The 20,740-nt window shown below is 70.0% G+C and carries 19 protein-coding genes and 1 pseudogene; 12 read left to right on the top strand and 8 right to left on the bottom strand.

Going from position 1 to position 20,740, the window contains the following annotated elements:
* Nucleotides 1–13 precede the first annotated feature (13 nt).
* The 3 genes from ABIA36_RS12600 to ABIA36_RS12590 form a co-directional block, all read right to left on the bottom strand.
* Complete coding sequence (locus tag ABIA36_RS12600; protein WP_369962746.1) at nt 14–1,735, bottom strand: AIPR family protein; 1,722 nt, start codon at nt 1,733–1,735, stop codon at nt 14–16.
* 305 nt (nt 1,736–2,040) lie between these two features.
* A complete protein-coding gene (gene ychF, locus ABIA36_RS12595; RefSeq protein WP_369962745.1) occupies nt 2,041–3,114 on the bottom strand; it encodes a redox-regulated ATPase YchF in 1,074 nt (357 codons plus the stop codon).
* Nucleotides 3,115–3,158: 44 nt separating this feature from the next.
* Complete coding sequence (locus ABIA36_RS12590) at nt 3,159–3,902, bottom strand: class I SAM-dependent methyltransferase (RefSeq protein ID WP_369962744.1); 744 nt, start codon at nt 3,900–3,902, stop codon at nt 3,159–3,161.
* A gap of 141 nt (nt 3,903–4,043) precedes the next feature.
* On the opposite strand from ABIA36_RS12590, the gene ABIA36_RS12585 reads away from it, so the two are divergent.
* From ABIA36_RS12585 to rmuC, 3 genes are all read left to right on the top strand, one after another.
* On the top strand, nt 4,044–4,625 hold the full coding sequence (locus ABIA36_RS12585) for an exonuclease domain-containing protein (RefSeq protein ID WP_369962743.1): 582 nt from the start codon (nt 4,044–4,046) through the stop codon (nt 4,623–4,625).
* A gap of 185 nt (nt 4,626–4,810) precedes the next feature.
* Nucleotides 4,811–6,262 (top strand): sugar porter family MFS transporter, encoded by a 1,452-nt coding sequence (locus ABIA36_RS12580; RefSeq protein ID WP_369962742.1) that lies wholly within the window; start codon nt 4,811–4,813, stop codon nt 6,260–6,262.
* Between the two features lie 103 nt (nt 6,263–6,365).
* A complete protein-coding gene (gene rmuC, locus ABIA36_RS12575; protein WP_369962741.1) occupies nt 6,366–7,802 on the top strand; it encodes a DNA recombination protein RmuC in 1,437 nt (478 codons plus the stop codon).
* Between the two features lie 27 nt (nt 7,803–7,829).
* Here the strand turns inward: rmuC and glpX are convergent, their stop codons facing one another.
* Nucleotides 7,830–8,831, bottom strand: a complete 1,002-nt coding sequence (gene glpX / locus ABIA36_RS12570; RefSeq protein WP_369962739.1) for a class II fructose-bisphosphatase — start codon at nt 8,829–8,831, stop codon at nt 7,830–7,832.
* 200 nt (nt 8,832–9,031) lie between these two features.
* On the opposite strand from glpX, the gene fbaA reads away from it, so the two are divergent.
* Both fbaA and ABIA36_RS12560 read left to right on the top strand, forming a co-directional pair.
* Nucleotides 9,032–10,060 carry a class II fructose-bisphosphate aldolase gene (fbaA, locus tag ABIA36_RS12565; RefSeq protein WP_369962737.1) on the top strand — a complete coding sequence of 343 codons (1,029 nt, stop codon included), beginning with the start codon at nt 9,032–9,034 and terminating at the stop codon, nt 10,058–10,060.
* Between the two features lie 36 nt (nt 10,061–10,096).
* Nucleotides 10,097–10,831: a DUF6264 family protein gene (locus ABIA36_RS12560; RefSeq protein WP_369962735.1), complete on the top strand. Its 735-nt coding sequence runs from the start codon at nt 10,097–10,099 to the stop codon at nt 10,829–10,831.
* Nucleotides 10,832–10,835: 4 nt separating this feature from the next.
* On the opposite strand, the gene ABIA36_RS12555 is transcribed toward ABIA36_RS12560, so the two are convergent.
* Nucleotides 10,836–11,696, bottom strand: a complete 861-nt coding sequence (locus tag ABIA36_RS12555) for an SDR family oxidoreductase (RefSeq protein ID WP_369962734.1) — start codon at nt 11,694–11,696, stop codon at nt 10,836–10,838.
* 92 nt (nt 11,697–11,788) lie between these two features.
* Here ABIA36_RS12555 and ABIA36_RS12550 point away from each other — a divergent pair.
* Both ABIA36_RS12550 and ABIA36_RS12545 read left to right on the top strand, forming a co-directional pair.
* Nucleotides 11,789–12,151, top strand: a pseudogene (locus ABIA36_RS12550) (winged helix-turn-helix transcriptional regulator); the annotation flags it as partial.
* Nucleotides 12,143–12,976: a PP2C family serine/threonine-protein phosphatase gene (locus ABIA36_RS12545; protein ID WP_369963745.1), complete on the top strand. Its 834-nt coding sequence runs from the start codon at nt 12,143–12,145 to the stop codon at nt 12,974–12,976. The pseudogene ABIA36_RS12550 and the gene ABIA36_RS12545, both read left to right, overlap by 9 nt.
* A 36-nt stretch (nt 12,977–13,012) precedes the next feature.
* Here ABIA36_RS12545 and ABIA36_RS12540 read toward each other — a convergent pair whose 3' ends face one another.
* Nucleotides 13,013–14,062, bottom strand: coding sequence for a 4-hydroxy-3-methylbut-2-enyl diphosphate reductase (locus ABIA36_RS12540; RefSeq protein WP_369963744.1), 1,050 nt, complete (start codon nt 14,060–14,062; stop codon nt 13,013–13,015).
* Between the two features lie 130 nt (nt 14,063–14,192).
* Between ABIA36_RS12540 and xseA the strand changes: the two genes are divergently transcribed.
* The 5 genes from xseA to ABIA36_RS12515 are packed head-to-tail and all read left to right on the top strand — an operon-like array spanning nt 14,193 to nt 18,495.
* A complete protein-coding gene (gene xseA, locus ABIA36_RS12535) occupies nt 14,193–15,461 on the top strand; it encodes an exodeoxyribonuclease VII large subunit (RefSeq protein WP_369962733.1) in 1,269 nt (422 codons plus the stop codon).
* 10 nt (nt 15,462–15,471) lie between these two features.
* Nucleotides 15,472–15,708 (top strand): exodeoxyribonuclease VII small subunit, encoded by a 237-nt coding sequence (locus tag ABIA36_RS12530; protein ID WP_369962732.1) that lies wholly within the window; start codon nt 15,472–15,474, stop codon nt 15,706–15,708.
* Nucleotides 15,705–16,388 carry a DUF4245 domain-containing protein gene (locus ABIA36_RS12525; protein ID WP_369962731.1) on the top strand — a complete coding sequence of 228 codons (684 nt, stop codon included), beginning with the start codon at nt 15,705–15,707 and terminating at the stop codon, nt 16,386–16,388. The genes ABIA36_RS12530 and ABIA36_RS12525 overlap by 4 nt, the downstream gene beginning before the upstream one ends.
* Nucleotides 16,389–17,057, top strand: a complete 669-nt coding sequence (locus tag ABIA36_RS12520) for a carbonic anhydrase (RefSeq protein WP_369962730.1) — start codon at nt 16,389–16,391, stop codon at nt 17,055–17,057. It begins immediately after the preceding gene.
* Between the two features lie 31 nt (nt 17,058–17,088).
* Complete coding sequence (locus ABIA36_RS12515; RefSeq protein ID WP_369962729.1) at nt 17,089–18,495, top strand: class II fumarate hydratase; 1,407 nt, start codon at nt 17,089–17,091, stop codon at nt 18,493–18,495.
* 252 nt (nt 18,496–18,747) lie between these two features.
* Here ABIA36_RS12515 and ABIA36_RS12510 read toward each other — a convergent pair whose 3' ends face one another.
* Together ABIA36_RS12510 and ABIA36_RS12505 are read right to left on the bottom strand one after the other, a co-directional pair.
* Nucleotides 18,748–19,305: a prepilin peptidase gene (locus ABIA36_RS12510; protein ID WP_369962727.1), complete on the bottom strand. Its 558-nt coding sequence runs from the start codon at nt 19,303–19,305 to the stop codon at nt 18,748–18,750.
* Nucleotides 19,306–19,395: 90 nt separating this feature from the next.
* Nucleotides 19,396–20,739 (bottom strand): PhoH family protein, encoded by a 1,344-nt coding sequence (locus ABIA36_RS12505; protein WP_369962726.1) that lies wholly within the window; start codon nt 20,737–20,739, stop codon nt 19,396–19,398.
* Nucleotide 20,740: the final 1 nt, after the last annotated feature.

Raw genomic sequence — 20,740 nt, 5'->3', positions numbered from 1 at the left:
ACGGGCGAAACCCTCAGCGCATGCTGGCAGTATCTGGTCGCCGCCGGGACGACGCCAGATAGCGCCCCATTTGGTTGCCGACAGCGCGAGTGGCGCGAGGGTCCTTCGCAAGCTTGTCGAAGAGAATTTCCCTGGTCTCTCTCGCGGTGATCGCGAAAGCTTGTTTAACGAGTTCCATCAGCTCGGCAAGCAGCTCATGGGAGGGCACCTCATCAATCGAGGCGAGGTCCCGAGCACTAGGCTCTCGCTTTCGAGTTATCGCAATGGTGGCCGCCATCGAGAGGTGGAAAACGTAATCATCCACCTGACCCTGAGTGTTCCGGTTCTCTCTCAGGAATCGTTCGCATGCCCGCACGATAGAGATCGACGAGTAGTACGCCGCCATTGGGTTGAAGCCGCCAAAAACTACGTTATATATTTCATCCTGAAAAATTCTCGAGATCTCGCCTCGAGAAACATGCGGCGCCTGAACTAGCGTCGAGAGAACCGCCTGCCCCATCTGATCAATCGAAACTAGGTCTTTCAGCGGAATCTGGCGGTTGTAGTAGTAATTCTTTCGCCGTTCGTAATACAGCCCCTTGATCCTGAGGTATTCCTCAATCTCTCTCTGCACGCGATCAGTCGCGCGCAAAGAGCTCAGACCCAGAATGGTCTGGCTATTCGTTGCACGAATAATCCGATCCTTGACAAGGTCGTCATCCGCTTGAATTACCTTGACCAATACGCCGCGATCTTCCGGATACTCACGAGACGAACCTTGCTTGTAGATCTCATGGGATGTCTGGAGCCCATTCACAATTTGCGGCGAGTCCAGGTGCAAGAGCTTCCCTGCGGGCTGGACCCGATCGGCAACTATGGTGACACCATTGTTCAGCCACCAAAAGTCGACATCGCGATCCTGCGTGCTCAGAGTCTCTTGGATGCTCTTATTCACGCCGGATTCACTGTCGTAGTCGCGTACATTCGCATCAAAGAGCGAAGCGTCGAGCTTCCCCGTCTCATCCGTAATGAATTTCTGGTAGTCGTAGAGTTTTACGAGCCCAACATAGCCACCGGACATATCCGTGGAGATGGGATTTTCGGCCAGTGTTAGCTCCGCCGTCACAGGCGGCTTCTCGCGAGCAAGGTTCGCAATGCTCGCTGCGTCAAGTAGATGGACAGCCGGCTCGCAATTTCCAAAGCAGGTTTTAAGCGTCTCTTCGAGTTGTTGAGCCTTCAACTCGACGTTTGCATGAATTTGCTCCGCCTTCAGAGCTGCGAACGCTACTGAGATCCGGAGTCTTGGCATGTCCATTGCACGATAGGTGTCAAGAAAGCGACGCGTAATCTCAATGATCCGTGGATTGAATTGTCTCGCCAGGGCCTGCTCGTCGCGCGCGAAATCGAGGAGTTTCGGCAGGTGAACGATCAACTTATCGACCGCGCCCTCCCCGAAGCCGCGCGTATTCTTCACTTGTATTAGCACCAGATCCAATTGAGGATTTCTCCCAAGTGCACCAACATTTACGCCGTCACGAAGGTAATAGCCGTTGGCGAATAGGTGAATTGAGTCCACGCCACCATCACGTGTGCCGTCAACAATTCCAGACAGGACGTCGTCGTGACTGGGCCGATATTTGCTCAAGTAGTGCCAGGAAACAAAGTACGCCTCCTGTTCGGCAGCATTGAAACCCTCGGTCTCCCGGCGCGATCGTTCGACCATGTCTTCCAGCAAGACAACGTCGTTTGCTCCCATTACAGCCCTCTCTGCCCGGAATGCAATTCGGCGAACCCGCCTCGGCGGTCGCCATCGGGATCGCTAGGTTTAGATGCTCTTCACGTAACGGCCACGCTCGGCAACCCTACAAGCAGCCAGACTCGAGCGAAGAATCACCTTCGCGAAACACCCGAAAGAACGACGTTGTCCAAGGTTCAAAAACCCGAATGTCCGGCACGGAGAGCGGCTGGCCCCACGAGTTGCCCCATCGCCGGACGCCAGTGCGCTTCGCACCTCCGCCCCCGAGACTCGCAAGGAAGTCCTATTCTCGGTCGGACATCGAGCTACACGTTGAACCGGAACTCCACCACATCCCCGTCCTGCATCACATACTCTTTCCCCTCCATGCGCGCCTTCCCGCGCGCCCGCGCCTCGGCGACGCTGCCCGCGTCGACGAGGTCGTCGAAGGAGATGACTTCGGCCTTGATGAAGCCCTTCTCGAAGTCGGTGTGGATGACGCCGGCCGCCTGGGGGGCCTTCCAGCCCTTGTGGATGGTCCAGGCGCGGGACTCTTTCGGGCCGGCCGTCAGGTAGGTCTGCAGGCCCAGGGTGTCGAAGCCGATGCGGGCGAGCTGGTCGAGGCCGCTCTCGGTCTGGCCGGTGGAGGCCAGCAGCTCGGCGGCGTCGGCGGCGTCGAGGTCGATCAGCTCGGACTCCAGTTTGGCGTCGAGGAACACCGCCTGGGCGGGAGCGACGAGGGCGGCCAGTTCGGCGCGGCGGGCGTCGTCGGTGAGCACGTCCTCGTCCACGTTGAACACGTAGATGAACGGCTTCGCGGTGAGCAGTCCGAGCTCGCGGATGGGCTCCAGGTCGATGGTGGAGGCCGACAGCGGCTTGCCCTCGTTCAGGAAGGCCATCGCCTCGCGGGCGGTCTCGAGCACGAACGGCTCCAGCTTGCGGCCCTTGACCTCCTTCTCGTAGCGCTGCTCCGCCTTCTCGAGGGTCTGCAGGTCGGCGAGGATGAGCTCGGTGTTGATGGTCTCCATGTCGCCGGCGGCGTCTACCTTGCCGGCGACGTGCACGACGTCGGGGTCGGAGAAACCACGGACGACCTGGGCGATGGCGTCGGCCTCGCGGATGTTCGCGAGGAACTTGTTGCCGAGGCCCTCGCCCTCGCTCGCGCCCTTCACAATGCCGGCGATGTCGAGGAACGACACGGGCGCCGGGAGGATGCGCTCGCTGCCGAAGAGCTCGGCCAGCTTGTCCAGACGCGGGTCGGGGAGGTTGACGACACCGACGTTCGGCTCGATGGTCGCGAACGGGTAGTTCGCCGCGAGGGCGTCGTTCTTGGTCAGCGCGTTGAAGAGGGTCGACTTGCCGACGTTCGGGAGTCCGACGATACCGATAGTGAGAGCCACGGTCGTCCATTCTACGGGCGGGAACGGCGACCGGCCGCCGGAGCTCAGCCGAGGGTCGCCCGGTAGCAGCGCGTGACGTACGGCAGCTCGATGCGCTCGGCCCCCGCCAGCTCCGGATGCTCGCGGTGGAGGCGGCGCAGCGACGCGATGACCGCGGCCTGGGCGTCCGGGTCCTCGGTGATGAAGTAGCTGCGCGAGCGCGCCAGGTCCAGGAGGCCGTCCAGCGTGAGCGCCTGCACCCAGTGCACGTCGTGCCGCTCCAGGTCGCCGAACGGTGCGCCCACCTCCGGTTCCTCCTCCTCGCCGAAGGTCGCCTCCCCTGCGCCCATCAGCTCGCCGAGCTCGCGCACCCAGTCGACGCTCTCGTCCCGGTCGTTCCAGACCAGGCCGATCCTGCCGCCGGGCCGCAGCACGCGCGCCACCTCCGGCACGGCGCGCTCGCGGTCCACCCAGTGCCACGCCTGCGCGGCGACGACGAGGCCGGCGCTCGCGTCGGGGACGGGGATGCTCTCGCCCGACCCGATGCGGGCGTCCGCCTCCGGAACACGCGAGGTCAGCACGCCGAGCATCTGCGGCGACGGGTCCACGGCGATCACATCGAAACCGCTCCCGATCAGGGCTTGCGTCAGCTTGCCTGTGCCCGCGCCCAGGTCGATGACCGGGCCGGTCACGCCCTCCGTCAGCCAGGCGACCGCGTCCGCCGGATAGTCCGGCCGCGCCAGATCGTACAGTTCCGCCGCCCGGTCGAACGCCCGCGCGTGCGCCTCCCGCTCCCGTCGCTCCCGCATGCCAGCGACCCTACCCCGCACGTCACGCCTGACGCCGCCGAGTACGCAGAGAGTTCGCGTAGTCGGCGGTTTTCGGTCGATTTCGCGCGTACTCGGCGGTGCGCAGCGGGTGACGTCGGTGGGCCGTGCGAGAGTTCGGGCGTGCCACTGGACTTCACCGCCATCGACTTCGAGACCGCGAACTCCTCTGCGGCGTCCGCCTGTTCGGTCGGGCTGGTGAAGGTGCGAGACGGCCGGGTGGTCGACCGCGCGAGCTGGTTCATCCGGCCGCCGCTCGGGCACGACGTGTTCCAGGAGTGGAACGTCCGCATCCACGGCATCCGGCCGGAGGAGGTCGCCGACGCCGCGGGCTGGGTCGACCAGCTCGCCGACCTGGTGGAGTTCGCGGAGGACGACCACCTGGTCGCCCACAACGCCGGCTTCGACATGGGCGTCATCCGTGCCGCGTGCGCCGCGACGCTCGTCGCCTGCCCCGAGTACCGCTACCTGTGCAGCCTCCAGGTCGCCCGCCGCACCTACCACCTGGAGTCGTACCGGCTGCCGGTCGCGGCGATGGCGGCCGGGTTCGAGGACTTCCGCCACCACGACGCCCTCGCCGACGCGGAGGCCTGCGCGGCGATCGTCGTGCACGCGGCGCGCCGCCACGACGCGGCGACGATCGACGACCTCGCCGCGCTCACCGGCGCCCGCGTCGGGCGCATCGGCGTCCCCGTCGCGGCGTAGCCCGGCCGCGCCCCGCGCATCCACCTGACAGGACACGCCGCGTGCCCGCGCGTCGGGACGGCATGTCCTGCCAGGTGGATGCGGACGCCTCGATCAGGCATAAACACCTCAAGAATGAAAGCATTGCAACTTCTCGCGTCACGTTCTAATGTCCAGACATAGCAACAAGACGCGAAGGAGCGACCATGACTGCATCCCCCCACCCGGAGGCCGCCGCGGCGGCGGCCGGAACCCGCGCCCCCGCGGGCGCGACACCACCGCTCCCCGACGACCCCCGCGCGCGCCGCTTCCTGCGGCGGGTCGCCGTGCTCGCCACCTTCGGCGGCCTCCTCTTCGGCTATGACACCGGCGTCATCAGCGGAGCGCTGCCCTTCATGCAGTTCGACCAGCGGCCGCTCACCCCGCTCGAGGAGGGCACGATCGTCTCGTCGCTCCTCTTCGGCGCGGCGCTCGGCTCGTTCCTCGGCGGTCGGATCGCCGACCGCCGCGGACGCCGCGGCCTCATCGGGGCCCTCGCGGTCGTGTTCTTCATCGCGGCCGTCGCGTGCGCGTTCGCTCCGACGATCGGCGTCATGATCGCCGCCCGCTTCGTGCTCGGCCTCGCGGTCGGCGGCGCGTCCGTCGTGGTCCCGATGTACCTGGCGGAGCTGTCCCCCGCCGCGCGCCGCGGCCGCATCGTCACCCAGAACGAGTTGATGATCGTCTCCGGCCAGCTCGCCGCCTTCGTCGTGAACGCGGTGCTCGCCTCCGTCGTCCCCGAGCAGGCCGCGGTTTGGCGCTGGATGCTCGTCGTCGCCTCCCTGCCGGCTGTCGTCCTGTTCTTCGGGATGCTCGTTGTGCCGGAGAGCCCGCGCTGGCTCATCCTGCACGGGCGCTTCGCGGAGGGCCTCGCGGTGCTGCGCCGCATCCGCACCGAGCAGCAGGCCGAGCGGGAGGCCGAGGAGATCCGCCGCCACGAGGAGCGCGCCGTGCGCACGCCCCTGCTGAAGGAGCTGGGCGTGCCGTGGATCCGCCGCGTCTTCGTCATCGGCCTCGGGATCGCGATGGTGCAGCAGCTCACCGGGGTGAACTCGATCATGTACTACGGCGTCCAGATCCTCCAGAAGTCGGGCTTCGACCAGCAGGGCGCGCTCGTCGGCCAGATCGCCAACGGCGTCATCTCGGTGCTCGCCACGTTCGTCGGCATCGCGCTGCTCGGCAAGGTCGGCCGGCGACCGCTGCTGATCACCGGCCTGATCGGGACGACGACCTCGCTGCTGCTGGTCGGCGGCGCCTCCGCCCTCCTCGCCGGCACGCCCGCGCTGCCGTTCGTGGTGCTGTCGCTGACGGTGACGTTCCTCGCGTTCCAGCAGGGCGCGGTCTCGCCGGTGACCTGGCTGATGCTCGCGGAGATCTTCCCGGCCCGCATCCGCGGCGCCGCCTTCGGGCTCGCGGCGCTCATCCTGTGGCTGACGAACTTCCTGGTCGGGTTCCTGTTCCCGCAGCTCGTGGACGGGCTCGGGATCTCGCCCACGTTCTTCCTGTTCGCCATCGTGGGCGTCGGCGCGGTCGTGTTCGTCGCGCGCAGCCTCCCCGAGACGCGCGGCCGCAGCCTGGAGTCGTTGGAGGCCGAGCTGCGCGAGCGGTTCACCCGCTGAGCCATCGCACAGCGGCACGCCACGCGGGCGGGGCGGGAACGATTTCCCGCCCCGCCCTCCGTCGTTCGCGGCGGTTGTCGGCGGCCCCTGCGACACTGAGCCCATGGACTTCCCTGCTCTGCTCCTCGGCCTCCTGCTCGGTCTCCTCGTCGGCGCGGCCGGGGCCGGTTTCGCCGTCGCGCGGCTGCTCCGGCGCCGCGACGCCGCGGCGCCCGCGGTGGAGGACCCGGCGATCGTCGCCGCCCGCCACGAGAAGGAGCTCCTCCAGGTGCGGGCGGAGGAGGCCGCCGCCCAGGCGGCCCTCCGCGCCGAGCTCGCCGCCGCCGACACCCGGGTCGACGCGCTGCAGGAGCAGCTCCGTGGAGCGCACGAGCAGTTCCGCGAGGCCGAGGAGCGGCACCGCGCCGAAGCCCTCGCCCAGACCGAGCGCGAGCGCGCCGAGAGCAAGGTGCTGCAGGCGCTGGCGCCGGTGCGCGAGAGCCTCAGCGACATGCAGCGCAAGGTGATCGAGCTGGAGACCCAGCGCAACCAGCAGCACGGCCAGCTCGCCCAGCAGCTCCGGTCCGCGGCCGAGTCGGAGGAACGCCTGCGGAGCACCGCCGAGTCCCTGGCCTCCGCCCTGCGCTCCAACAGCACGCGCGGGGTCTGGGGCGAGACCCAGCTCCGCAGCGTCGTGGAGGCCGCCGGGCTGATCGAGCGGGTGGACTTCGACGTGCAGTCCAGCATCCACTCGGAGTCCGGCGCCGGCCGTCCCGACATGATCATCCGGCTCCCCGGCGGCAAGAGCATCGCGCTCGACGCCAAGGTGCCGTTCAACGCCTACCTCGAGGCCAGCCAGATCCCCGCGACGGCGACCGGCGTCGAGGGCGCCCAGCGCGAGGCCCTGCTCAAGCAGCACGTGAAGGCCGTGCGCGACCACATCACCACGCTCGGCAGCAAGGCGTACTGGACGGGGCTGGAGGCCTCCCCCGAGCTGGTCATCGCGTTCATCCCCAGCGAGTCACTGGTGTCGTCGGCGATGGAGGCGGACCCGTCGATCATGGAGTTCGCCTTCGGCAAGCGCGTGGCGCTGGCCTCACCGGTGACGCTGTGGTCGGTGCTGAAGACGGTCGCGTTCAGTTGGCAGCAGGACGTGCTGACCCAGGAGGCCAAGCAGCTCTTCGACCTCAGCCGCACGCTCTACAGCCGCCTCGGCACCACCGCGGGCCACATCGAGAAGCTGGGCCGCTCCATCGAGCGCACGGTCAAGGACTACAACGGCTTCGTCGGCTCCTTCGAGCGCCAGGTGTTCCCAGCCGCCCGCAAGCTCGGCGCCCTCGACGAGTCCAAGGTGATCGGCGTCCTGGAGGGCATCGAGGAAGCGCCGCGAGAGCTCACGGCGTTCGAGCTCGTGGACGAGTTGGACGCCCTGGCCGAGGCCCGCCTCCGTGTGGAGGCGCCGGCCGCCGACGAGGTCCGCGACATGCACGGCATCGACAAGCTCGCCCTTGAGGAGCGGGCCCGCGCCGCCGACCGCGACGAGTCCTCCGGCGCCGCCTGACCCCCACACGAAGGTCGGCCGTGGCTCCTACAACTCGTCGGCCGACAGCCACTTCTCCGCGAGGTGGTCGGCGACCACGCGGCGGATGGTGCCCGACTTGGAGCGCAGCACGATCGACTCGGTGCGGATGATCGGGCCCTTGCGGCGCACGCCCTCCACCAGCCCGCCGTCGGTGACGCCGGTCGCGACGAAGAAGGTGTTGTCGCCCTTCACGAGGTCGTCGGCGCCGTAGATGCGATCCATGTCGAGGCCCGCCGCGATCCCCTGCGCGCGCTCGGCGTCGTCCTTCGGCGCCAGCTTGCCCTGCATGAAGCCGCCGATCGCCTTGATCGCGCACGCGGTGGTGATGCCCTCCGGGCTGCCACCGATGCCGACGCACAGGTCGATCCGCGATTCGTAGCGGGCCGCGTTGATGCCGCCCGCGACGTCGCCGTCGAGCATCAGACGGGTGCCTGCGCCCGCCGCGCGGATCTCCTCGATCAGGCCCTCGTGGCGCGGCCGGTCCAGCACGGCCACGCGGATCTCGCCCACCGGCTTGCCCTTGGCCTTCGCCAGCTCGCGGATGTTGTCGCCGATCGGCTGCGACAGGTCGACGACCCCGCGGCCCTCCGGCCCGGTGACGATCTTGTCCATGTAGAACACGCTGGAGGCGTCCAGCATCGTGCCGCGGTCGGACACCGCGATCACCGACAGCGCGTTCTGGCGTCCGGCGGCGGTCAGCGAGGTGCCGTCGATCGGGTCGACCGCGATGTCGCAGGCGGGGCCGCGGCCGTTGCCGACGTGCTCGCCGTTGAACAGCATCGGGGCGTTGTCCTTCTCGCCCTCGCCGATCACGATCAGTCCGTCGAAGTTCACCGTGCCGAGGAACTTGCGCATCGCGTCCACGGCCGCGCCGTCCGCCGCGTTCTTGTCGCCGCGGCCGATCCACGGGGTGGCCCGGATCGCCGCCGCTTCGGTGGCCCGCACCAACTCCATGGCCAGGTTCCGGTCGGGGTGAAGGAAGAGGGACGCGGTGTCGGTGCTGGTCATGATGGGTCCTCCCGGACGAATCGATCGAGCCGCCTGAACCATCGGCGGTTCTCGGCCGCCGGACGACGGCGAAGCCAGTGTATCGAGGGGAGGTCGCCACGCGCCCGCGCGTCGGCGAACGTTCGGCTCCGGCGGCGGGCCGCCACGCCCGCGTCGGTATGATGAGTCCCGTTCGACACCCCGATTCCCAAGGAGCCGCAATGCCCATCGCCACGCCGGACCAGTACGCAGAGATGCTCGACAAGGCGAAGGCGGGCGGCTTCGCGTATCCCGCGTTCAACGTCTCGTCGTCGCAGACGATCAACGCGGTGCTCCAGGGGCTCACCGAGGCGGGCAGCGACGGCATCATCCAGGTGACCACCGGCGGCGCCGACTACTTCGCCGGCCAGACCGTGAAGGCCCGCGCCACCGGCGCGCTCGCGTTCGCGAAGTTCGCCACCGAGGTCGCCAAGAACTACCCCATCACGGTCGCGCTGCACACCGACCACTGCCCGAAGGGCGCCCTCGACGACTTCGTGCTGCCGCTGATCGCCGCCTCCGAAGAGGAGGTCCGAGCGGGCCGCAACCCGATCTTCCAGTCGCACATGTGGGACGGCTCGGCCATCCCGCTGGACGAGAACCTGGAGATCGCGCAGGAGATGCTCAAGCGCACCAAGGCCATCAACGCCATCCTCGAGGTCGAGATCGGCGTCGTCGGCGGCGAGGAGGACGGCGTGCGTCACGAGGGCTCCAACGAGGCCCTCTACACGACCCTCGCCGACGTCGAGAAGGCCGTGGAGGCCCTGGGCCTCGGCGAGAACGGCCGCTACATGGCCGCCCTCACCTTCGGCAACGTCCACGGCGTCTACAAGCCGGGCAACGTCAAGCTGCGCCCGGAGCTCCTCAAGGAGATCCAGGACGGCCTCGCCGCCAAGTACGGCACCGGCCCGAAGCCGCTCGACCTCGTCTTCCACGGCGGCTCCGGCTCGACCGACGAGGAGATCGCGGAGGCGGTCCGCAACGGCGTCGTGAAGATGAACATCGACACCGACACCCAGTACGCGTTCACCCGCACGATCGCCGGCTACATGTTCGAGAACTACGACGGCGTGCTCAAGATCGACGGCGAGGTGGGCAACAAGAAGGTCTACGACCCGCGCGCCTGGGGCAAGGTCGCCGAGACCGGGATGGCCGCCCGCGTCGTGGAGGCCACGCAGCAGCTCGGCAGCGCCGGTCACTCCGGCAAGTAGGCGCCGCACGCAGGCGCGGACACGTAGGCTGGGGGGATGAGCGAGCACGACCCGAAGAAGGCGCAGGACGAACGTCCGCGCCCGAAATACGGCGAGCTCGCCCCTCCCGGCTGGGTGTGGAAGCCCCCGCAGGACGCGGACCGGCTGGAGACCGCGCACCACAGCCCGGCGGCGTCGGAGGTCGAGCATCCTCCCGCGGCTCCGTCCCGTCCGGGGTACGACGACGTGCAGCACGAGGGTCGGCACGTCGGCGAACAGCACGGCGATCAGCACGCCGACGGCCGTCCGTACCCGCCCGGCCCCCAGCTCCGCGCCGAAGCGCCCCGCTGGAACGTCACGACCACGATCGTGCTGCTGGTCGTCGGCTTCTTCGGGATGTCCTACACGATCGGCACGCTGCAGAGCTGGCCCTCCGCGATGAAGCTCATGCACACCTCGCTGAACCTCGGCCCGTACGTCCAGGATCCGTCCGTCGCCCCGCTGATCACCGCCGGCACGATCGCGATGGCCGGTATCTGGGCGATCTCGCTCGGGCTGTCGGTGTGGCTGCTCGTGCAGAAACGGCTGGCGTTCTACGTGCCGCTCATCGCCGGGATCGTGGCGTTCATCACGCTCTTCGTCATCCTGGGCCTGATGATCTCGACGGACGCAGTGCTGCTCAACTACTACAACGGGGTCGGCCCGGCGACCCCCGCCCCTGGCACCCCGGGCCCGAGCGCGCCGCCCCCGACGCGGCCGCTGTCCACACCGGGGGCGTCCACCTCCGCCTGAGCGGTCAGGCCGCGCGCGACTCCGCGAGTCCGGCGGCGAGCGGCGTCGTCGGCCGGCCGATCAGCTCGCTGAGCGTCCCGGTCGCGTCGGCGAGCGCGCCGTCGCGGATGTTGCCGTCGAGCGCGACCACGAAGCCCGCGGTCCCCTCGTCCAGGCCCGCCTCGCGCAGTGCGGCGCCGTGCTCCTCCGGCGTCACCGACCGGTAGGCGACCGGGCGGCCGACCAGCTCGCCGATGGCCGCGGCGAGGTCGTCGAACGTCCACGCGACGTCCCCGGCCAGCTCGTACACTGCGCCGTCGTGGCCGTCGGTCGTGAGCACGACGGCGGCGGCCTCCGCGTAGTCCTTGCGGGAGGCGCTGGCGACGCGTCCGGTCGCGGCGCTGCCGACGAGCTCGCCGGTCGCGGCTGCGATGTCGACCTGGCCGACGTAGTTCTCGGTGTACCAGTTGTTGCGCAGCACCGTCACCGGGAGGCCGGACGCCGCGAGCAGCCGCTCGGTCTCGGCGTGCTCCGGCGCGAGCACCAGATCGGTGTCGTCGGCGTGCGGCGCGCTGGTGTAGACGAGCCGGCCCACGCCCGCGCGCACGGCGGCGTCGATGGCGTTGCGGTGCTGCGGGATGCGCTGACCGACCTCCGAGCCCGACACGAGCAGGAGGGCGTCGGCGCCGGCGAACGCCGCGTCCAGGGTCTCCGGCTTCTCGAAGTCGATCACGGCGGTCTGCACGCCGCGGGCCGCGAGCGGGGCGAGCCGCTCGGCGCTGCGTCCGAGTGCGCGGATGTCGGCGGCGGGCACGCCGCGGTCGAGGAGGGCGTCCACGGTGAGGCGTCCGAGGTGTCCGGTGGCTCCGGTGACGACGATGGTCATGGTGTTTCCTTTCGGTCGGTCGTGGTTCGCAACCGCGGTCCCGCGCGAAAACTTCCCTGTCGGAGGTACCCACTTTTCGGTAAGTTACTGACGTGGACACCAGATTCGAGTCGTTCGAGGCCCTCGGCTTCACCGACGGGGTACTGCCCTCGGAGTGCCCGTCGCGCATCGTGCTCAACCACGTCACCAGCACCTGGGGCGTGCTCGTGCTGGTTGCGCTCGCGCGCAGCGACCTGCGTTGGGGCGAACTGCGCCGCACCGTCCAGGGCATCAGCGAGAAGATGCTCGCCCAGACCCTCCGCACCCTGGAGAAGGACGGCTTCGTCCTGCGCACCGCCCAGCCCACGGTCCCGCCGCGCGTCGACTACAGCCTCACCACGCGCGGCCGGGAGGTCACCGGGCACCTGCTGCCGCTCATGGGCTGGATCGCCGACAACGCCGACGACATCCTGTCGGGAGCACCGCCCGTCACTCCCCCGCCGCTCGGCTTCGAGACCGGGCACGGCTCGGTCAGCGGCGACTACCGCGAGGGCAACGAGGACTCGCTCTACGCGTCGGCCTGGTCGGCGTTCGTCGCGGACGGGGTGGGAGGCCACGCGGCCGGCGAGATCGCGTCCGCGACGGTGGCGATCCGGTTGGCCTCGATGCTGGACGCGACGGAGGGCCGCGTGCCCGGCGAGGAGCGGCTGCGCGAGCTGGTCTCGATCGCGAACTCCGACCTCGCCCTCCGCGTCCGCATGGACCCGGAGCTCGCGGGGATGGCGACGACCCTGGTGGGAGTCTTCTCCGACGGCGAGCGCATCGCCGTCGCGCACACCGGCGACTCCCGCGCCTACCGGTTGCGGGACGGCGCCCTCGTGCAGGTCACCGAGGACGACTCCCTGGTGCGCGAACTGGTCGCCACCGGCGCGATCGGAGAGGGCGACGTCGCCTCGCATCCGCTGCGCTCGGTGGTCACGCACGTGCTCGGCGGCGACGCGGAGGACGCGGCGGCCCTGCACGTGGCGTCGGAGCCGGCCCGCCGCGGCGACCGCTGGCTGCTCACCAGCGACGGGCTGACCGACTACGTGCCGATCCTCGACGTGACCGAAACGCTGGCGGCCGCGGCGACTCCCCAGGAGGCTGCGGACGCCCTCGTCACGCTGGCGCTGCTGCACCAGGCGCGCGACAACATCTCGGTCGTGGTGGCGGACGTGGTGGAGCTCGCCGAGGCGCCAGCGTACCGGCCGATGTTCGGCGGATCGGCCGCGGCCGACCCGGCCTCGGCGCGGACGCTCTAGCGAACGGAGCGGGTGAGCGTCAGCTCCCCGGCCGGCTCAGCTCCCCGTCCGGCCGCCCAGCGCCCGGGCGTCCTGCTTGCCGCTGATGTCCTTGCGGAGCTCCTTCGGCAGCGAGAACATCAGGTCCTCCTCCGCCGTCTTGACCTCCTGCACCTCAGCGTAGCCCGCGCCGGAGAGGTCGGCGAGGACCTCCTGCACCAGCACCTCCGGCACCGACGCGCCGCTCGTGACGCCCACCGTCGCCACGCCCTCGAGCCACTCCTGGCGGATCTCGCTGGCGTAGTCGACGCGGTAGGCGGCCTTCGCGCCGTACTCGAGCGCGACCTCCACGAGGCGCACCGAGTTGGAGGAGTTGGCCGAGCCGACCACGATCACCAGGTCGGCGTCCTCCGCGACCTTCTTGATCGCGACCTGGCGGTTCTGCGTCGCGTAGCAGATGTCGTCGCTCGGCGGATCCTGGAGGTTCGGGAAGCGCTCGCGGAGGCGGCGGACCGTCTCCATCGTCTCGTCCACGGACAGCGTGGTCTGCGACAGCCACACCACCTTGTCCGGGTCCTTGACCTCGATGCGGTCGACGTCCTCCGGGCCGTTCACGAGCGTGACATGCTCGGGAGCCTCGCCGGCGGTGCCCTCGACCTCCTCGTGGCCCTCGTGGCCGATCAGCAGGATCTCGAAGTCGTCGCGGGCGAAGCGCACGGCCTCGCGGTGCACCTTGGTGACCAGCGGGCAGGTGGCGTCGATCGCGAGCAGGCCGCGATCCGCCGCCGCGTTCACGACCGCGGGCGAGACGCCGTGCGCCGAGAACACGACGTGGGCGCCCGTGGGCACCTCGTCGACCTCGTCCACGAAGATCGCGCCCTGCTGCTCCAGCTCGGACACCACGTGCACGTTGTGCACGATCTGCTTGCGCACGTAGACCGGCGCGCCGTAGTGCTCCAGTGCCTTCTCGACCGCGATCACGGCGCGGTCGACGCCGGCGCAGTAGCCGCGCGGGGCGGCCAGCAGCACACGCTTGTGTCCCTGGACCGGGATATCCTGAAGCCGCCCGCGCTCGCCGGTGTCCCGTCTGACGGGGATCCGGGGCATGGGGAGGCTGATGGTCGCATCGCTCACCCCTCGATCGTACGCGGTGGGCGCTGATCAACGGATGGGAGGCCGGGTGGCACAGGTCGCTGGCGGTACGTCGAGCAGTTCAGTTGCGACTGGCACGCCGACGATGAACGCAGGACCGCCGACCCTCGACTCCCCGTGGCCGGTGGCGCTGCTCGCCGACCGCATCCGCGGCTGGATCGACCGGCTCGGCACCGCCTGGGTCGAAGGCGAGATCACCCAGTGGGGGGTCTCCGGCGGCAACGTCTACGGCAAGCTGAAGGATCTCCGCGAGGACGCGACGATCAGCTTCAGCATCTGGTCGTCGGTGAAGGCGCGCATCCCCGCCGACCTCAAGCAGGGCGACCGGGTGATCGCGGCGGTGAAGCCCAACTACTGGGTCAAGGGCGGCAGCCTCACCATGCAGGTGAGCGACATGCGCCATGTCGGCCTCGGCGACCTCCTGGAGCGGCTGGAGCGGCTGCGCGCCCAGCTCACGGCGGAGGGACTGTTCGCGGCGGAGCGGAAGAAGCGGCTGCCGTTCCTCCCGCACACCATCGGGCTGGTCACCGGCAAGGACTCGGACGCCGAGAAGGACGTCCTCCGCAACGCGCAGCTCCGCTGGCCGCAGGTGCGGTTCCGCGTCGTGCACGCGGCCGTGCAGGGCGACCGGACGGTGCCGGAGGTCGTCTCGGCCATCCGCACGCTCGACGCCGACCCCGAGGTGGAGGTCATCATCGTGGCGCGCGGCGGCGGCGACTTCCAGAACCTGCTCGGCTTCAGCGACGAGCGCGTGGTGCGCGCCGCCGCGGAGGCCGCCACCCCGATCGTGAGCGCCATCGGCCACGAGGCCGACCGGCCGCTGCTCGACGATGTCGCGGACCTCCGCGCCTCGACGCCGACCGACGCCGCCAAGCGCGTCGTGCCCGACGTCGCGGAGGAGCTGACACGCGTGCAGCAGGCCCGTTTGCGCATCGGCGCCCGGCTCACGCACATGATCACCCACGAGATCGACCGGATCGGCCACCTCCGCACCCGCCCGGCGCTGGCCTCCTCGACCTGGATCGTCGACTCCCGGGCGCAGGAGCTCACCCGCTACGTCGCCCGCGGCGTGGAGCTGGTGGAGCGCCGCGCCGACCGCGAGCGGACGCGCATCGCGGAGCTGCGCGGCCAGCTCCGCGCGCTCTCGCCGCAGGCGACACTCGACCGGGGCTACGCGATCGTGCAGAACGACGCGGGGCACGTCGTGACGTCGCCCTCGGAGGCGCCCGCGGGATCGGTCGTGCGGGTGACCGTGGCGGGAGGCGCGTTCGCGGCCACGGCGGGCGATCCGCTGCCCTCCCCCGCGGGCGACGGCCCCGACCGCGATCCAGCGGCCGCCCAGCGAGACAAATAGAATGGACACCATGCCCACCTCGGAGATCAGCGCACTCAGCTACGAGGAGGCGCGCGACGAGCTCGTCCGCGTCGTCACCGAGCTCGAGCAGGGCTCCGCCACGCTGGAGGAGTCCATCGCACTGTGGGAGCGCGGCGAGGCGCTCGCCGGCCACTGCGAGGAATGGCTGATCGGCGCGAAGGCCCGGCTCGACGCCGCCCGCGCCGGGGCCGCGGCAGGCGCACGGAGCGTGTCAGAAACCGAATGAGCCCCAAGTCCCGCACCAGCGCTGCGAAGCCGCCTGCCGTCGTCGCCGAGCTCGGCCGCCCGGAGACGCCGGAGGAGACGGCCGCGCGCAAGGCGCAGAACTCCGCGAACCACCGCAACCGGCAGACGGTCAACAATCTCGTCTACTCGCTGATCGCGACGGTCGCACTGGTCGCCGTCATCGTGCTGATCGTCCCGCGCGGAAACCCGACCTCCTCGGCGCCGGCCGTCGACTACGCCGCCGTCGCCCAGCAGGCGCAGGGCAGCGAGCCCGACCGGCTCGTCGTTCCCACGCTCCCTTCTGGCTGGTCCTCCAACAGCGCCGAGCTGCGCACCAAGACCTCCGACGGCGTGGACGCCTGGTACATCGGGCTGCTGACCCCGAAAGGCCAGTACATCGGCATCACGCAGGGCTTCAACGCCAACGACAGCTGGGTCGCCGACCAGGTGAACCGCACCCGGATCGCCGGCACCCGCGAGATCGGCGGCGTGAAGTGGGACGTCTACGACAACCGCGCCTCCTCCGACGCCGGCAACGTGAAGTACGCCCTCGTGACGAGCGCCGGCAAGAGCACCGTCGTCGTGTTCGGCACCGCCGACGACGCGGAGTTCACGACCGTCGCCTCGTCCCTCACCGACCAGCTCCACTCCCTCGGCTCACCCACCCCAGGAGGCAAGTAGATGCCCACGACCCGTCCCGGCCGCGTCTGGAAAGAACTGCTGGCAGGCAACGAGCGCTTCGTCAGCGGAACGCCGCAGCACCCCCGTCAGGACGTCGAGCGCCGGGAGTCGGTCGCGCAGGGCCAGCACCCGGTCGCCGCGATCTTCGGCTGCGCCGACTCGCGCCTCGCGGCCGAGATCATCTTCGACCTGGGCCTCGGCGACGCGTTCGTCGTCCGCAACGCCGGGCAGGTCGCCTCGGACTCCGCGATCGCCTCGCTGGAGTACGCGGTCGCCGTGCTGAACGTGCCGCTCATCCTCGTGCTCGGCCACGACGCGTGCGGGGCGGTCGCGTCCGCCATCGACTCCCAGGCCGCCGACGCCGACCCGCTGCCGCCGCACATCGCGCAGCTCATCGCGCCGATCGTGCCCGCGGTGCACCGGGTCGCCGGCACCGCCCCCGGCCAGGCCGTCGCGCCGGCCGAGGTCGACGCGGCCGAGGTCGGCCGCCTGCACCTGCGCGACACCGTCGCAGAGATTCTCGCGCGATCGGAGATCATCAGCGACGCCGTCGCCGCCAATCTCCTCGCCATCGTCGGAGCGAACTACGTGCTCCAGGAAGGTCGGGTCGTCCCCGACGCCGTCGTCGGTCTGGCCGAACCGGCCGCCGAACCAACACCCGGACGCTGACGCGGCCGGGCCCAGAAAGGAAGAACACACCGTGGTGGACACGCAGGCGGGCACCGAGTACCGCATCGAGCACGACACGATGGGCGAGGTGCGGGTTCCCGCAGCCGCCCTGTACGGCGCGCAGACGCAGCGCGCGGTCGAGAACTTCCCGATCTCGGGATCGGTTCTCGAGCCGGCTCAGATCGCCGCGCTCGCCCGCATCAAGAAGTCGGCGGCGCTCGCGAACGCGCGCCTCGGCGTCCTGGACGCGGACGTGGCCGAGGCCATCGCCGCCGCCGCGGACGAAGTGGTCTCCGGCGCGCACAACGCGGACTTCCCGATCGACGTCTACCAGACGGGCTCGGGCACCTCCTCGAACATGAACATGAACGAGGTGCTGGCGACGCTCGCCTCCCGCCGCCTCGGCCGCGCGGTGCACCCGAACGACCACGTCAACGCGTCGCAGTCGTCCAACGACGTCTTCCCGACCTCGGTGCACATCGCCGTCACCGGCGCGCTCATCGACGACCTCATCCCCGCGCTCGACCACCTCGCAGTGGCGCTGGAGGAGAAGGCGGAGCTGTGGGCGACCGCGGTCAAGTCCGGCCGCACGCACCTCATGGACGCCACCCCGGTCACGCTCGGCCAGGAGTTCGGCGGCTACGCCGCGCAGATCCGCTACGGCATCGAGCGCGTCCAGGCCGCGCTGACGCGCGTCGCGGAGGTCCCGCTCGGCGGCACCGCCGTCGGCACCGGCATCAACACCCCGCTCGGCTTCCCGCAGCTCGTGATCGAGCTGCTCACCGCCGAGACCGAGCTGCCGATCACCGAGGCACGCAACCACTTCGAGGCCCAGGCCAACCGCGACGGCCTGGTGGAGGCCTCCGGCGCGCTCCGCACCATCGCCGTCAGCCTCACCAAGATCTGCAACGACCTGCGCTGGATGGGCTCCGGCCCGAACACCGGCCTCGGCGAGCTGCACATCCCCGACCTGCAGCCGGGCTCCTCGATCATGCCGGGCAAGGTGAACCCGGTCATCCCGGAGGCCGTGCTCATGGTCGCCGCCCGGGTCATCGGCAACGACGCCACCATCGCGTGGAGCGGCGCGTCCGGCCTGTTCGAGCTGAACGTCGCCATCCCGGTGATGGGCACCGCGCTGCTGGAGTCGATCCGCCTGCTCACCCAGGCCAGCCGCGTCCTCGCGGACAAGACCATCACGGGCCTCGAGGCCAACCTGGAGCGCGCCCGCGCGTTCGCCGAGTCGAGCCCGTCGATCGTGACGCCGCTCAACCGCGTGATCGGCTACGAGGCCGCCGCCAAGGTCGCCAAGCACGCCGTCGCCCAGGGCATGACCGTGCGGGAGGCCGTGATCGACCTCGGCTTCGTCGAGCGCGGCGAGGTCACCGAGGAGCAGCTCGACACGGCACTCGACGTCCTGAGCATGACCCACCCGGGCTGACCCGCCCCCGGACCGCTCGCGAGCCGTTCGATCGAGGCGCCCCTCCTGTACCGCTGGGAGGGGCGCCTCGCCGTTTTCCTGGCGTCACCCCAGCAGCGGGTCACCACAGCGGCGGCGTCCCCACTGCAGCGCGAACCGTCCAGCGGCGGCATCACCCTGCAGCGGCGTCCCCACAGCAGCGGCGTCCCCACAGCAGCGGCGTCACCCCAGCAGCGGAGTCACCCCAGCAGCGGAGTCACCCCAGCGGCGACGTCACCCCAGCAACACGAACCCCCAGAACGTCCCCAGCAGCACCGGACCGAACGGCAGCTCCGCGCGCAGCACCCCCGTCCGCACCCGGCGCGGGTACCCCAGCGTCGCCACCACCGCTCCCGCCACCAGCGACCCGACCGCCCAGCACCCGACGACCGCGACGACCTCCCCCAGCGGCGGCCCGCGCTCGGCCACCACCGCCGCGAGCGCGCCGGCGAGCACCGCCGCCAGTTTCACGTCGCCCATCCCAAGCCCGCCGCCGGACGCCAGCACAGCAAATCCGACGAGGGCAGCGACCCCGCACCCGATGGCCGCGACCACCACCGGCCAGCCTCCGGGACCGAGCGCGCTCCACACCGCACCCACGACCACGAACACCGCCCCGGGCAGCACCAACGCGTCCGGCAGCCGCAGGTCGCGCACGTCCTGCTGCACGAGCGCCGCCGTCACGGCCGCGACATAGAGCGCGCCGACCGCGGCCGGCCCGGCGCCGCCCGCCCCCAGCAGGGCGACGCTCAGACCGGCCGCGACAGCGATCCGGATCGTCTTCTCAACCATGCCCTCACGCTAGGTGCGACGGCACGGCCTCCTCACGATTCCACAGTGAATGCAGAAATCCCGGCGCTATCCCCAGGCCGCCGGCTCACCTCAGGCCAGCTCGTTGCCCTCCAGCATCTCGGTGACGAGCGCCGCGATGGCCGACCGCTCCGAGCGCGTCAGCGTCACATGCGCGAACAGCGGGTGCCCCTTCAGCGTCTCGATCACCGACGCGACGCCGTCGTGACGGCCGACCCGCAGGTTGTCGCGCTGCGCCACGTCGTGGGTGAGCACCACCCGCGAGTTCTGCCCGACGCGGCTGAGCACGGTCAGCAGCACGTTCCGCTCCAGCGACTGCGCCTCGTCCACGATCACGAACGCGTCGTGCAGGGAACGGCCGCGGATGTGGGTGAGCGGCAACACCTCGAGGATCCCGCGGTCCAGCACCTCGTCCAGCACGTTCTGCGACACCAGCGCGCCGAGGGTGTCGAACACCGCCTGGCCCCAGGGGTTCATCTTCTCGCCCTGGTCGCCGGGCAGGTAGCCGAGCTCCTGGCCCCCGACCGCGTACAGCGGGCGGAACACCATGATCTTCTTGTGCTGCCGGCGCTCCAGCACGGCCTCCAGGCCCGCGCAGAGCGCGAGCGCCGACTTGCCGGTGCCGGCCCGTCCGCCGAGCGACAGGATGCCGACCTCCGGGTCGAGCAGGAGGTCGATCGCCAGTCGCTGCTCCGCCGAGCGCCCGTGCAGCCCGAAGACGTCGCGGTCGCCGCGCACCAGCTTGACCTCGCCGTCGGCGACCACGCGCCCGAGCGCCGAGCCGCGGTCGGAGTGCACGATGAGGCCGGTGTTGACCGGGAGGCCGTCGACCAGCGGCGTGCGCATCCACTCCTCCTCGTAGAGCGCGCTCATCTGGTCGCTGCCGAGCGATATCTCCGCGAGGCCCGTCCAGCCGCTGTCGACGACCTGCTCGTGCCGGTACTCCTCCGCCGCCAGACCGATCGAGGACGCCTTGACGCGCATCGGGAGGTCCTTGGAGACGACCGTGACCGCCAGGCCGTCGTTGGCGAGGTTCATCGCCACAGCGAGGATGCGCGAGTCGTTGTCGCCGAGCTGCATGCCGCTCGGCAGCACCGACATGTTTGAGTGGTTCAGCTCCACGCGCAGCGAGCCGCCCTCCCCGACCGGGATCGGGAAGTCGAGCCGTTCGTGCTTCACCCGCAGGTCGTCCAGATTGCGCAGCGCCTGCCGCGCGAAGTACCCGATCTCGGGATCGTTGCGTTTCCCCTCCAACTCGCTCACGACGACGACAGGGATGACGACAGCGTGTTCGGCGAACCGGAAGATCGCCTTGGGGTCGGACAGCAGCACCGAAGTGTCGAGCACGTACGTCCGCTCGCTCTGCCGGATGGTGCTGGATGCCGACTCGAACTGCCGGGTTCCTGATTCAGCCACG

It is taken from the genome of Leifsonia sp. EB34 (assembly GCF_041260585.1).
Classification (GTDB): domain Bacteria; phylum Actinomycetota; class Actinomycetes; order Actinomycetales; family Microbacteriaceae; genus Leifsonia.
Note: the sequence above shows the minus strand (reverse complement) of the source record. Positions and strands in the feature narration are given on the sequence as shown.

Bases quoted from the DNA above. Each gene is read 5' to 3' on its own strand.
- ABIA36_RS12510 (WP_369962727.1), bottom strand. From the start codon at position 19,305: ATGGTTGAGAAGACGATCCGGATCGCTGTCGCGGCCGGTCTGAGCGTC.
- rmuC (WP_369962741.1), top strand. From the start codon at position 6,366: ATGGACTTCCCTGCTCTGCTCCTCGGCCTCCTGCTCGGTCTCCTCGTC.
- ABIA36_RS12560 (WP_369962735.1), top strand. From the start codon at position 10,097: ATGAGCGAGCACGACCCGAAGAAGGCGCAGGACGAACGTCCGCGCCCG.
- ABIA36_RS12525 (WP_369962731.1), top strand. From the start codon at position 15,705: ATGAGCCCCAAGTCCCGCACCAGCGCTGCGAAGCCGCCTGCCGTCGTC.
- ABIA36_RS12555 (WP_369962734.1), bottom strand. From the start codon at position 11,696: ATGACCATCGTCGTCACCGGAGCCACCGGACACCTCGGACGCCTCACC.
- fbaA (WP_369962737.1), top strand. From the start codon at position 9,032: ATGCCCATCGCCACGCCGGACCAGTACGCAGAGATGCTCGACAAGGCG.
- ABIA36_RS12590 (WP_369962744.1), bottom strand. From the start codon at position 3,902: ATGCGGGAGCGACGGGAGCGGGAGGCGCACGCGCGGGCGTTCGACCGG.
- xseA (WP_369962733.1), top strand. From the start codon at position 14,193: ATGAACGCAGGACCGCCGACCCTCGACTCCCCGTGGCCGGTGGCGCTG.
- ABIA36_RS12530 (WP_369962732.1), top strand. From the start codon at position 15,472: ATGCCCACCTCGGAGATCAGCGCACTCAGCTACGAGGAGGCGCGCGAC.
- ABIA36_RS12520 (WP_369962730.1), top strand. From the start codon at position 16,389: ATGCCCACGACCCGTCCCGGCCGCGTCTGGAAAGAACTGCTGGCAGGC.
- ABIA36_RS12580 (WP_369962742.1), top strand. From the start codon at position 4,811: ATGACTGCATCCCCCCACCCGGAGGCCGCCGCGGCGGCGGCCGGAACC.
- ABIA36_RS12540 (WP_369963744.1), bottom strand. From the start codon at position 14,062: ATGCCCCGGATCCCCGTCAGACGGGACACCGGCGAGCGCGGGCGGCTT.
- glpX (WP_369962739.1), bottom strand. From the start codon at position 8,831: ATGACCAGCACCGACACCGCGTCCCTCTTCCTTCACCCCGACCGGAAC.
- ABIA36_RS12600 (WP_369962746.1), bottom strand. From the start codon at position 1,735: ATGGGAGCAAACGACGTTGTCTTGCTGGAAGACATGGTCGAACGATCG.